The following is a 12,879-nucleotide window of genomic DNA, read 5'->3' on the forward strand; positions in this document are numbered from 1 at the left end:
GCTATTCATCATACACCTCTCGCCGATGGCCTATCATCACAACAGTAATAATGATCTCCTCATCTTCAATTTTACAGATGACACGATAGTCCCCAACGCGATAGCGCCAGAACTCCTGCAGGTTCCCTGTCAATGCTTTACCATATGTTCTCGGATTAGAAGATACCAGGATTCTTTCTTTAAAATATTGCAAGATGCGCCGTTGGATGGGGGGATCAAGCTTCAGGAACTCTTTTTGAGCCTCCTTTTGAAACCGCAGCTCCCATTTAGTGCTTGTCATTCTCTCTCTCAAGGTGAGCTTCGATCTCTTCCACGGAATAAGTCCTCTCACCTTGTCGGACTTTTTCATAGCGCGCAAGGGCGAGCAAATAATCTGCTTGATCTTGCAGAAATTCTTCAAGCGCTCGTTTTATATAATAGCTCTTGGACCTGTGTGTCTCTTTGGCCAGCTGATCAAGACGCTTCTCTAAATCTTCAGGGAGTCGAACGCCCAGCATGATAAATCTCCTCTCATTATTTAATAAGTATAACATGTTTAACAAGTTTAACGCAACTTTTATGAGTGCTGTATTAATTTGTCTCGCCTTACTATGGATCAGCCCTCTTCTTGCAGAAGACTCATTTTATAAAAGGCGCGCTGAAGGCTGGCACTGGTATCAAGACCGTAAGCTTTCAGAAAGAAAGAACGAAGAAGACAAGAAGAAGGTTGAACATCAGTCTCATCAGTCCTTAACTCCCACACAACTATTAAAGCTTTATCAAAAAGAGCTAGAACGCCGTCTTCATCTTGCCATCTTTTTTCCAACTCTTGAGAATGTGAAAGCGTATCAGGAATTGCAGAAAGATTTGATGGAGAGAGGTCAGCTCTTTGCAGAGCGCTGGATGCAATCCATTTACCTCAACTCCCACCTTGATTTTACCTCTACTTATCCTATTAACCAAATAGGACGACATACGTACATTGATGAAGAAAATAAAATTAAAAGACAAAAGCTGAAGGCTCTCTCTCATGCTTATGGCTTCTTTTTCTTCTTTAAGGGCGATTGCCCTTATTGTCATACCTTTGCGCCGATCGTGAAGCGCTTTGCCGCTAAATATGACTGGGTCGTGAAAGCTGTGAGTCTTGATGGGGGTAAGCTCAAAGAGTATCCCAAGCCCCTTCTTGATAATGGCATAGCAGAAAGACTCTCGATCACCCATGTACCTGCCTTGATTGCTGTGAATCCTAAAACCCAACAAATCCTTCCCATCAGTTACGGCATCTCGTCAGAAGATGAAATGGAAACCCGCATTATGACTTTAGTAGGTAAATCATGAAAAAACTCTTTTTACTTTCTTTCCTCCTAATAAGCTTTATTCCAGCGCATGCTGGGATTAACTCGGATCTTGAAGACTTCTTTAAGAGCATGGGATCTGCGACCAATTCAACAAATGCTTCTGTCTATCAAGATCAAGCCGCAGGATACTATACAGGTGGGGGTGTTTTTATCCGAAACTCTTCTAAAAACATCCAACCTCTCTCCCTTCACTTGCCCTCTTACCGCGCAGGGTGTGGCGGGATTGATCTCCATTTAGGCGGCTTAAGCTTTATTAAGGTTCAAGAATATTTAAGTGCTTTAAGAGCGATTGGGGCCAGCATGCCAAGTTATGCTTTTATGCTGTTAATGCAGACGGTCTCGTCTCAAATCTATAACACAATCAATGAACTTAATGCCGTGGCGCAGAAGATCAATCAAACCAACATCAACACCTGCGAGGTCACAGCCACCACCTTAGGAGCGTTGTGGCCAAGGGGGGATGCGTCAAGCAAACATTTGTGCTCTTCCATGGGCAGTAACCTTGGGGTGTTTTCAGATTGGGCAGCTTCCCGTCAGGGATGTGGGGCTGGGGGTCAAAGAGATTCACTTCTTTCTAACCCTCCTGCAACGGGTAATAAAGAAGATTTAGTTGCCTATAAAAACATGGTTGTGGGGGAGTATAACCTAGCCTGGAAAGCCATACAGAAAAATTCTTTCCTGATCAAAGATCAAGAGATGGTAGAGTTCTTTATGACGCTCTCTGGAAGCTTAATTGCTCGAAAAACAGGAAGTGGTGACAAATCTCCTCTTACAGTGTCTGTCCTTCCTTCTTTGGCTGATCATGGAGACTTGATTAATGCTCTCCTTCAAGGGGGACAAGCCAAGATCTGGAAATGTGATGATAAGGAGAAATGCTTAAATCCCTATGCTGCGCAAGTGAGTGTCTCAACGCCTTTAGAGACAAAGGTTCATAGCATATTGGACTCTATGGTCAATAAAGTCTACATGGATGAACCGCTTACAAAAGAAGAGCTCGCTTTTCTTAATTCAACCACCCTTCCGATTTATAAAATATTGAATGTCACAACCGCTTATCAAAGAGGGAAATCTCCAATTGATATTCGGGATTATTCTCGCCTCATTGCTTATGATCTTTTGTCCCAATATCTCCTTGAAGTGCTTGATATTGTCACTATCAATTTAGATGACTTGAGAACCGTTCAAGTCGATGACTCTCACATTAAAAGGCTTCTGGATGGCATCCACAAAGTGAGAGAGCGCGTAGTTCAGCGAAGATCAAGCGTTGTTCATCAGCTTCAATCAATCCTCTCGCTCATTGAAAAAACCTCGGTTCTTGAAGCTCAGCTCTTCAGTACAGCTTCAATGGTCACCCAAGGAAAGAGATAACACGTCATGGAAACAACAATTTACACCCTAGGCGGTGGTGAGATCTTCTCTTTGATCTTTAATGGCATTGCCTCTCTCATCAGCGGCGCTGAGGGACATAAAGGAATCTTGTTCAACCCCTTTGTGAGGATTGGCGCCATGACAGGTCTTTTGGTGGCGATCGTGCAAACCCTCTGGCGTGATCAAATGGAGATCATTAGGTCCTTCTTTATTCCTTTTATTGTGATGCTCTTTGTAGTCTTAACGCCTACAACCAAGGTACATATTATTGATAACCTTGTCGGCAGAAAAGAGTATGTGGTTGCCAATGTCCCCTTTGGCCTTGGGTTTGTGGCAGGTCTCTTCAGCCAAATAGGACAAGAAATTACAGAAAAGATTGAGCAAGTTTTCTCCCTTCCTGATGACCTCAAGTACCATAAGACAGGCGCTGTGTTTGCCAGCAACCTCCTTAAAAACGCAAAAATCTTCCATATCGTGGATGAAAACGTTGCTGAGAATATGAGGGGGTTTGTCACCCAATGTGTCGTTTATGACGCGCTCTTGGGGCGTAAATATACGTTTCAAGATCTTAAGAATTCAGAGGATATTTGGGGGCTCGTCACCAAAGAACCCTCTCCAGTGAGGGCTTTTCTCTGGCAAGAAGTGGGGAAGAAGAGTGAGATTGTCACCTGCAAGGTTGGTGCTGAAAAGCTTGACAAACTCTTTGAAATTGAAACTTATAAAACAGCTGCTTTCTTTGGCAAAAAGCTCTTTAGAACGGGAGATAATGCTCCCATCAATTTTAAAGCTGAGATCTATAAGTATCTCCCCATTTCTTTTAGCTACCTGATTAATTCAGCTAAAAATGCGCAAGAGATTATTAAACAACAAATTATGATCCACTCTGTCTTAGATGGCATTGAGAATAAATCTGTGGCCTTAGGCAATGCGCCCAATGTGGCCCTTCGGAAAGCTTATCTTCAACAAAGAAATACAAATACGTCCTTAGGAGAACTTGCGGCAGACACTTTGCCTGTCATGAAGATCTTGCTTGAGGCGATTATTTATGTCGCTTTCCTTGTGGTCTTTCCCTTAGTCTTAATGCCTTGGGGCTGGAAGGTCTTTAAAGCCTGGCTTGAGCTTGTTGTCTGGATTCAATGTTGGGCACCGCTTTATGCGGTACTTAATATGATCATGACGGTTTATGGCAGATCTCAAAGTCTCTCCTTATCAGCCCTGCCTGAAGGACATGGGGTCACTATTGCCAATTCTGTAGGATTGATTGACTTTCATGCGGATCTCTCTGCCATGGCAGGCTGGGCTGCCATCAGCATTCCGTTCTTAGCAGGGGCGTTAGTTAAGGGAGGTGTTTCCGCCTTTAACACCCTTGCCACTCACTTAGGAGGTGTGTCTCAAAGTGTGGCCTCAAGAGCAGGTGATGAACTCACCTCAGGAAATTATTCTTTAGGGAACGTCTCCTTAGGAACAGTGCAAGCAAACAATACAAATATGAACCAGCACATGCTTTCAGGAAGCTGGCATTCAGGCGCTTTCACGCAAAATGATGGGCGTATTCAAGAAATTACAACAGCAGATGGTGCTCAAATTATGGATGAGAAGATTTCTTCCCTTGCGAGCAATATGAATATTTCTGAGAGCATGCAATCGATGTTTCAGAGGCAAGCAGCCCGCTCAGAGACTGCTGCTCATAATTCTATAGTGGCTGCAAGCCAGCAAGAAGCGAAAGCCTATCGAGACATGATTGATCTTGCGCGCCATCAAGCGACAAACAAGAACCTAGCAACGGGGTATTCTAATACCATGCAAGGAAGTTTGGGTAAAAGTCTCTCTCATATCCATGATAAGACACAGAGCTTTGTGAATCAAACTGGTCTAAGTTATGACAAAGCATCACAATTTCTTGCTGAAGCAGCAGCAGGGATCTCTGGCTCTGTTGGATTTAAGAAGGCAAATATTAATGCTTCAATAGGGGTTAGAGGGGATGTCTCAAGTAAGACTGGAAAATCAGCCCTTTATCTAAAAGCAGAGAACTTTGTACACCAGAACAATCTTAGAGAAGACTTCAATACTGTACGGCAGGCTGCTCGTGACTTAAGAGGGAGCATCAGTGATGACGTGGGGCAGAGGTATGCAGAAAATATCTCCTCATCTTTAGACAGGGCAGAGCAATATAGAGTTGAAGCTAGTGCTTCCTTGACTCGTTCAAAATCCTTTACGGAATCAGCCTCAACAGCTTCGCAACACGGGTGGGCCATTACTGATGCTGTCAATCAGGAGTACATGGAATGGCTTCCTCAACAAAGTTATATGGGAACGCCTGGGCCTATGGGAACCCATCAAGCCAAGCACATAGCCCTTAACGATTCTCTCATGAACAGAGCTTACCAAAGAAAGTTTCTGGAAGAAAGGCAAGCAGCCCTTGATAACTATTTTGATCATATCGCCATTAACTCAGTTGAAGATGTAACAAAAGCTTACCAACAGTATTCAGCCTCAACACCCAAGCCTGATCATCTTGGCAATCATTATTCCGAAATCCACAGCGGCATCAAAGACTCTGGCTTCAAGGACTATAAGCAGAAAGAAAACGAGATTGAAAAAGAGATTACACACCTAGGTTCAGTGGTCAGCACTCTTGCTGACAAACAGCAGATCATTCAACAAGGAGAAGATAACATTTTAAGCTTTGGTAATGACCTTTCTCGAAAGATTTACAAGGAACAAGGCCAGCAAATTAAGTCCCTTGAAGAAGTCAGAAAATCAGTCAATGGAGATTCCTTGAATGAGAAGTCGTAGAACTTGCAGAATTCATAAGCTCATGCATCCTATCACTTTGTCCAGAATTCCAAGCCAAACTGTTGCCTGGATTGAGTTCATCGTAAAAACTATCAAGAAAATTAGCTGTAGGAGCTTGCCTGCGAATTTCCAGCTTTATTTGTGGCGCAGGAATTTTGAGCAAACGAATTCGATAAAGAGGATACAAACACCATATCAAGGCACAAGTTATGGCAAAGATAGAACTAAAGGTACCACCAAAGGCAAAGGCGATGCCTCCTACAAGACTTGCAACACTTACAGCAAAGAGCCTGTAGTTTCGCTTCGATTGAACATACTTATTAAGCTGTGCTTGAGTAACTTTATGCTGTTTCAAAAGCTCCTTTTTACTCATAGGGGTAGGTTTAATAAAGCGCGAGAGTTGATCAAGAAGAAGAGCAATTACAATATAGCTGGTCAAAAAGTCATAGATTCCTCTCCCCCACGCAACATACCAGAAAAATGCAAAAATAGCTGCAAACAAGCAGATAAAGAAACGTTGCTCAAGGACATCCATCTTAATTTTGGTTTTCATGATCTAGCTCTATCTCAACTTATACTAGTAAACAAGAAAGGAGAATGGAAGTAAATGGGCTTGGTGCATAATATAACCCGTGGGGGGCAAACAAATATTCACTTTATCAGTATGCTGCGACAGGTGCTGAAAGTAAGCCTTTTATGCTCATTGTTAGTTAGTTTTGTCTTCTACTCAAACAAGACTTATAACGAAGTCCCTAAAACCTATTGGCAGAGCTACGTTAAGTATTATACTCATGAGCTGAATCCTTTTCTTCTCTTTGTGATTGAGGATAAGACAACCCCTCATCGCCTGCCTCAAGTCTTAAAAAGAGTTGCAAAGGTAAACTCTATTTTAGAGAAAAACCTATCCAAAGGTCTTAAGGCTTTCTTGGTCTCTTTCAGTTTGATACTGCTTTCTTGGCTTGTGATGGGGACAAGACAAAGGCAGAAGAAACACAATCGAGGAAATAAAGCTCTCAGCCCTTTTAAGCTCAAATGGTTGATTAAATTTAAAAGGCAAGCTTCAGATCTTAAAATAGGAAAGCTCCCTCTTATTAATGATAAGGAAACTTCTCACATTCTTATCACAGGAACAACAGGCTCAGGAAAATCCAATTGTTTTAATATTCTGGTGCCGCAGGTTAGGAGAAGAGAAAACAGAGCCATTATTGTTGATTTAACAGGGCAATATATTTCTCGCTTTTACCAAAAAGGGGACTTAATTCTAAATCCTTTTGACATGAGATCAGTGAATTGGAACCCTTGGGCAGATTGTACTCTTGTAAGCCATTACGATATGCTTGCCTCAGGGTTGATTCCTCAACAAAAGTATGTTTCAGACCGCTTTTGGGATAATGCTTCTCGTTCCCTCTTCTCAACAGCTATGCAAAAATTGGATAGCCTTAAGGATCATAGTATTCATGAATTGCATAGAATTTTAGTCACAGCAGAACTTAATGAGTTTGAGAGCTTCTTTAAAGAAACAGAAGCGGCCTCTTATACAAGTAAAGAAGGCGAGAAAATGACGCTTTCTGTTCGCTCAAACCTGGCTGTGCAGATTAAAAGCTTAAAATATTTGAGTGACCAGAATAAGAATTTCTCCTTGAGGAAATGGGTTCAAGAAGAAGAGCAGAACAATTGGCTTTTTATTACAGCAAGACCAGACCAACGAGAGACCTTAAAGCCCTTAATCTCTTGTTGGCTTGAGGTCGCCTTTAATGCGGTCATGTCCCTCCCCCCTGACCAACAAACAAGGCTCTGGTTCATGATTGACGAGCTCCCTGCCCTTCAACACTTGCCATCGCTTCCTTTAGCGCTTGCAGAACTCAGAAAGTATGGGGGATGCATTATGGCAGGAATTCAAGGCATGCCTCAGATCAGTGATCTTTATGGAACAGCAGGCTCACAAGCCATCTTGGATCTCTTTAACACCTTTATCTTCTTCAGAAGCACAGATCCCCAGACAACAAGCTGGATTTCAAAAGTGTTGGGCGAGAAGGATGAAACAGAAATTGTTGAGAATCTCTCCTATGGCGCGAATACTATCAGAGATGGTGTATCCTTAAATCAACAAACCCACACCAAGTCCATTGTCATTCCCACAGAGATCCAGAACCTTAAAGACCTTGAGGCTTACATCAGGCTTCCAGGTAATTACCCTATTACTAAGCTTAAAATGAATTACCAATCTTTCCCTTCAGAGAAGATAAAATCATTTGATACGGCTAACCAATAAGAGAGATCAAAAACCAGAGCTTTAAAAATCATAAAGCTATGCCTTATTAAAAATAGTACAATTGTGAACATAACCTTATTGTTAAAGTTTTGACTTATATTGATTCTAAAGAGCTGCCTGGGAAGTCCTTTCTAGCTTATTATCGCCATATCGCTTTAAGAATTAAGAGTAGGCCTTTTGTATAGGTTAAGATTTGAGTAACTTGCTGTTTTAGCTCAGGTTTATCCTCAATCTCGAGTGTCTCAAAATAGGTTTTAAGCTCGAGAAGGTGAGCCTTTAATTTGCGAGGCTTCTTACTATAATTCTCTGTAATGCTTGCCTTCTCATTTGATCTTATCTCTATAAGTGCTTTTTGAGCTCGACTTGAAGGAGCCATAATATTTTGGTAAAATTTCTCTTCATTAAGAATTCTAATTTGAGCAGCATTTACGCTATAGAAGTCCTCTAAATTATCTAGTATTCGACCAAAATTCTTATTAAGCATTTCGCCATCTGAAATTTCTAACAGTCCACCCCATGCTTCAATAGAGAACAGTGTAAGAAAGATAAATAATAACTTACATTTTTTCATTTGAACTTTCTCCTTCTTCGATAATTTGATAGCCTAAATAAAACTTCCAAACAATTTTATCCTTTTTCCCGTCACTATACTTTATTCCCAAAGGTAGTAATAACTGTTTAGCATCAGGAGACAAAAATATTCCTTTATCAAAGATGTGTTTTTTCTTCCTTATAAACTCTACACCGCTATATTTTATTTTTTGGATGTTATCTGGCAAATTTACTTTTGAGCTTCCTTGGATCTCTGCTCCTTCCATAAGTTGCCCTAAACTACGGTCATGTTCAAAAGCAGATTTCTTAAATTTGATTTTATAAGATCTTTCTTCATATTGGAAGTAACTTATGTACTGGGCATAATAGCTGTCTTTATCAACGTAAATTGTGCCTGCGATCCCCGTTGCAAGGATTGGAAGTTCTTCTTTCTCTAGCTCCTGTAACCTTGCTGTTTGTACTTTTATTGTTTTTGTAGGATCCTCCGGATGAGGTTTATTTTTATCCCTAAAAGTAACATAATAATGCATTATTTTGGCCTTATATTGTTCCCAGAATTTTTTTTGTCTTTCTAAAAGGTGGGGGGCTTTTTTATATTCTTTTTGGTACCCTTCAATTAAAATGGTATTAGGATGATTATACATTGATCCTGCCCCTGCAGAAATACCCAGAATATGTGGCATAAATAAATCAAGCATGGGAAGGGAAAAATTTCCTTTGGCCCCGTGATGAGGCAACATCAATAAAATAATATAAGGAGCTGAATTGATTTTCCCTTGCAACTGGGCATCTATAAAGTGCCTCATACCTTCTTGTGGCGTTATAAGCTCCATAGAAGTGTCATCTTGCTGTAAACTTTTCTTGATGACCTTCTTTTGAATCTTTTGAAAAACTTCAGGTCCGGCATCACCTGTGCAAATAAATGTCTTTTCTAAATTTGGCATCCGAAAAGAAATAACAGCCGAATGATTATTGATATCATCCGAAATATGATTCATCGACCATAGATAAATATCTTTTAAATGAGGTTTTTCTATATATTGTGTATAAAAGGGAGAATTGCTCTCCTTTGTTTTATCCTCTAGACCTTCTTGACGTTTCACGTCTATCATTCTTGTTAAAAATGCTGAGAAATCTCCTTGATAAGCTTCTGGGATATGCCGATCAATATCCTGTGGAAGAGGTAATGATGAATAAGAACTCACATAGCTTTCAACAGCGTGGTATCGTAGACTAGAATAAGGATTGATAAATTTTGACGTCCAAAAATAAGGAAGAGTAACGTATGTCTCTCTACTACTTGTTCTTTTCCTTTTTTCTATACAGGAGAATAAATTTCCGACATCTGTTTTAAGATCGTCACTTTCACTTTCCATAAAGAAGTTGCCGCAAAGAATGAATAAGACGTTTAAGGTATTTGGCAAAGATTCTTCTAATAAATTAATGTGGTCTTTATCCGGATGAGATAGAATCACAAAGAGGTTTTTAATTTTTTGTAACTCAGCTCTTATGCCTGTTGTGATGGAAGTTGTCCGTTTCTCTATTTTTGCCTCATTACTTAAGCTTCCTTGTGAGCTTGGCGAACTTCCCCCTGAGTGGGGGCTATGTTTTTCTTCTATAGGCGGGGTTTCTTTATCCTTAGCTTCTGCAGTTGAAATAGCAGTGTTACCAGAAAGTACAAGCTCTTCTGGTTGGCTACCTAAATTTTTTCTAACTAAGAATGGTTTCTTCTTTTTATTAGCTGACTGAAATTTTAAAATCTTATCACTGACCGTTTGAGCAGAAGTTCCACAATCGTAAAGAACCCCAAAAGGTTCTTCTAACCCTTCTGCATAAATGGCAAGTTGAGAATTGCCTTGTCCGACATTAAAGATATAGAAGGCATCTTTTAACCCTTCTTCCTTTTTAAGTTCTTGATTTAATTTTAATCTCTTTGCTTCAGGCTCGTCAGTATCTTCTACTTGTGATATAAGGCGTTTTTTGCTAGTAGGCTTCTCTTCTGAAGCATAAGAATTAAATGAGCTACTTATTATAGTAATTAAAGTTACTATAATAAAAGAAGTTGAAACTTTCTTGAGGGAGAAATTTAGTTGCATTTTGATAGGTCCTAGTCAGTAGATGTGTAAATGTATAATACAAAAATTAGCACAATAAATTCAATGTTTATTTGTCAAAAATATCTGAATGGGCATTTATTTATGCCATGGGTTGCATTATACAAGAAGAGATGAGGTGTCCTTAAATCAACAATGCGCACCAAGCCTATTATGATCCCCACAAAGACCCAAAATTTAAGAGACCTTGAGACTTATATCAAACTTCTAGGCAATTATCCGATTACTAAGCTAAAGATGCCTTATCAACAAGTTCCTCAAGGAAGCACAAAAGTATTTGACATTAAAGTAATAGAGAAACCACTTTCATCTGAGATTCAAGACACAATTAATTTAGTATAAGATTTACTCAGATATTTATTATAATAAATTAATGTTTATTTGTGAAGTATTAACTGAAATTGTAGTCTCAAGGCGGTGTTTATATGAAAAGAAGAATGTACCATCTCCTCTTATTATAATATTGCGCTTTCTTAAAGCATTTTGATTGTCTCTCAAAATGCAGTAACTCATGATAAGCACCTTCACTTAGCTCATTGAGGATTGTTCCTTCCTGGACTAAAAAATCCTAAAGAAGCTCCTAAGCCCCTTCTTCTTTTTTATTTAAATTTCTTCCAAGGCAAGATCATGATTTTTTCTTAAAAGATCTTTTAATGCTTTTAAGGCAGAATCATTCATTGAAGAAAGCGTGTTATCCACTTTATCTATTAAGCTTAAAATAGTCGCTTTAGGATCACCCCCTCTTACATAATACATTAAAGCTTCATCAACGGCCCAAAAGGACATTGTAAAAAGAGAAACAGAGGAAGAAACTAAAGCAAGTACATTTCCAAAATCATTCATACTTAATGATTGTTGAACTGCAAGTTCGTAAAGTGTACCAGCATCACAACAAGCGAGTAAAAAAGCTAAGCTTGCCACTCCTGTTCGCTTTATCATAAGATCTCTGTCTTCCTTTGACATAGGTGGGGGAGAAACAGATGAAGGTTCATCCTCAGATCCAAAGAAAAACAAGGAAAATTTCTTATACGCTTTTGTCAAACCAATAGAAGCTACATCATAAAATTTTTGAAAACTACTATGAGCAGCAATTGCACTTAATGAAGAAGCTGTTGCAAGAGAAAAAATAGCAAAAGCAGCTGTCGTATAATTAGTTTGCTCTGTCGTTAAATTAAATAAAGGTTGAGTAAAACTAAAAGCAGCTTTTGTGCCATTATAATAAAGATACATTCCACAAACGGCTACTGCTCCTCCTATATACCCTACAACATCTCTAAATCGGCTTGTTTCTTTAATACGAACTTCATCTGTTATAAAAAGTTCAGGATTTGTAAAAGCATTTATTTTTTTAGAAACATCTTCCCCCGCATTATTAATAATATCTGCAAGAATTTTTGCTTGTTTAAAATTTAAAGCGCGTACAAATTTTCTTGATTTATTAAGTAAATTTCTAACTTCATGGATATTCGCTCCCCGACTTTCTGGTTCTAATTCATAAAGTTTTTTGTTTTTAGGACCCGAAATAAAATCTTCATAAGCTACTGACCTCAATTGTTCCATTGCATAATAATCTATAAGTGTCCTTAAATAAAATGTAGGTAAGCCAGGTATTAGCCACCCCCATCCTATTAATGGATAAAAATTATCATACGCAATATAAGTTAAGATAGAGGCAGAACAAGCTGAGGCTCCTACAAGAAAAGTATTCTTTGATATTCTTAAAGTTTTCTCAAATCTTGATTCATCTTTTTTTATCTCAAGAAAACTCTGAGGAGCCGGTGAGATTAAATATTTCATAAATTTCTGACTTGAGGCTACCCCTAGTAACGTCATAGGGACACTAGATGCAGAGGCATATATAGTTGAGAGAATATGGTTTCCGGGAGATTTTAAAGAGATAACAAGATAATGTTCTGAAAGCTTGTATCCTAAGATAAAATACACTGACCCTCTAGCTATAGCGCTTATAGATCCAAAGGCAAATAGCCCCCTGTTTGTACACTTGCTAAGAGGATCTTTTTTGTTAACAATTTCATTGTCTAGCCAGGTTTCCACACATCCAGTTAGAGATATAGGAGATGATAATATAGAATCTAAGTCTACAAACTCTTCCTCTTCTCTTATGACAGATATAAGTTTAAGTGGTGCACCTTCATTAGTAACTTCTCTGTATTCTGGAAAAGATTTTGAAGAAGACAATATAAGAGGTAAGTTTTCAAGTTCAACATTGTCTTCGACATCATTAAGGGGCTCCAAAGGAACTATTGCAAGGTCTTCATCTTCTATATCCTTGTTAGATACAAACATATGAGATAAATTTTTTAATTCAATTTCCTCATCTGTTGCATAAATAGGATTTTCCAATAAGCAAAAAGCAATAATAAAACGAAAAATTGTAAAAATATTTACCATCTGCTTAAAAGAAAATCCTTTCCATTTA

At 39.0% G+C, this 12,879-nt stretch carries 11 protein-coding genes; 5 read left to right on the forward strand and 6 right to left on the reverse strand.

Annotated elements, in window-relative coordinates; genetic code table 11:
• Position 1: 1 nt before the first annotated feature.
• The gene (locus J0H12_04090) at positions 2 to 280 is read right to left on the reverse strand and encodes a type II toxin-antitoxin system RelE/ParE family toxin (protein ID MBN9413084.1); all 279 of its coding nucleotides are present in this window, start codon (positions 278 to 280) and stop codon (positions 2 to 4) included.
• On the reverse strand, positions 267 to 497 hold the full coding sequence (locus J0H12_04095; GenBank protein ID MBN9413085.1) for a ribbon-helix-helix protein, CopG family: 231 nt from the start codon (positions 495 to 497) through the stop codon (positions 267 to 269). The genes J0H12_04090 and J0H12_04095 overlap by 14 nt, the downstream gene beginning before the upstream one ends.
• A gap of 34 nt (positions 498 to 531) precedes the next feature.
• On the opposite strand from J0H12_04095, the gene J0H12_04100 reads away from it, so the two are divergent.
• From J0H12_04100 to J0H12_04110, 3 genes are read left to right on the forward strand one after another with little or no spacing between them, the layout of a single operon-like run.
• Positions 532 to 1,317 carry a conjugal transfer protein TraF gene (locus J0H12_04100; protein MBN9413086.1) on the forward strand — a complete coding sequence of 262 codons (786 nt, stop codon included), beginning with the start codon at positions 532 to 534 and terminating at the stop codon, positions 1,315 to 1,317.
• The gene (locus tag J0H12_04105; GenBank protein ID MBN9413087.1) at positions 1,314 to 2,705 is read left to right on the forward strand and encodes a conjugal transfer protein TraH; all 1,392 of its coding nucleotides are present in this window, start codon (positions 1,314 to 1,316) and stop codon (positions 2,703 to 2,705) included. Before J0H12_04100 ends, J0H12_04105 begins: the two co-directional genes overlap by 4 nt.
• A gap of 6 nt (positions 2,706 to 2,711) precedes the next feature.
• Positions 2,712 to 5,501 (forward strand): conjugal transfer protein TraG N-terminal domain-containing protein, encoded by a 2,790-nt coding sequence (locus J0H12_04110; protein ID MBN9413088.1) that lies wholly within the window; start codon positions 2,712 to 2,714, stop codon positions 5,499 to 5,501.
• Here J0H12_04110 and J0H12_04115 read toward each other — a convergent pair.
• Complete coding sequence (locus J0H12_04115; GenBank protein MBN9413089.1) at positions 5,470 to 6,054, reverse strand: hypothetical protein; 585 nt, start codon at positions 6,052 to 6,054, stop codon at positions 5,470 to 5,472. The two genes, J0H12_04110 and J0H12_04115, sit on opposite strands and share 32 nt — an antisense overlap.
• Before the next feature lie 54 nt (positions 6,055 to 6,108).
• Between J0H12_04115 and J0H12_04120 the strand changes: the two genes are divergently transcribed.
• Complete coding sequence (locus tag J0H12_04120) at positions 6,109 to 7,773, forward strand: type IV secretion system DNA-binding domain-containing protein (GenBank protein MBN9413090.1); 1,665 nt, start codon at positions 6,109 to 6,111, stop codon at positions 7,771 to 7,773.
• Between the two features lie 139 nt (positions 7,774 to 7,912).
• On the opposite strand, the gene J0H12_04125 is transcribed toward J0H12_04120, so the two are convergent.
• Together J0H12_04125 and J0H12_04130 are read right to left on the reverse strand one after the other, a co-directional pair.
• Positions 7,913 to 8,344: a hypothetical protein gene (locus tag J0H12_04125; protein MBN9413091.1), complete on the reverse strand. Its 432-nt coding sequence runs from the start codon at positions 8,342 to 8,344 to the stop codon at positions 7,913 to 7,915.
• Positions 8,331 to 10,421, reverse strand: coding sequence for a hypothetical protein (locus tag J0H12_04130; protein ID MBN9413092.1), 2,091 nt, complete (start codon positions 10,419 to 10,421; stop codon positions 8,331 to 8,333). The genes J0H12_04125 and J0H12_04130 overlap by 14 nt, the downstream gene beginning before the upstream one ends.
• A 153-nt stretch (positions 10,422 to 10,574) precedes the next feature.
• Here J0H12_04130 and J0H12_04135 point away from each other — a divergent pair, with 153 nt between their 5' ends.
• Complete coding sequence (locus J0H12_04135) at positions 10,575 to 10,781, forward strand: hypothetical protein (GenBank protein MBN9413093.1); 207 nt, start codon at positions 10,575 to 10,577, stop codon at positions 10,779 to 10,781.
• Between the two features lie 261 nt (positions 10,782 to 11,042).
• Here J0H12_04135 and J0H12_04140 read toward each other — a convergent pair whose 3' ends face one another.
• The gene (locus J0H12_04140; protein ID MBN9413094.1) at positions 11,043 to 12,851 is read right to left on the reverse strand and encodes a hypothetical protein; all 1,809 of its coding nucleotides are present in this window, start codon (positions 12,849 to 12,851) and stop codon (positions 11,043 to 11,045) included.
• Positions 12,852 to 12,879 lie beyond the last annotated feature (28 nt).

It is taken from the genome of Candidatus Paracaedimonas acanthamoebae (assembly GCA_017307065.1).
Classification (GTDB): Bacteria; Pseudomonadota; Alphaproteobacteria; order Caedimonadales; family Caedimonadaceae; genus Paracaedimonas; species Paracaedimonas acanthamoebae_A.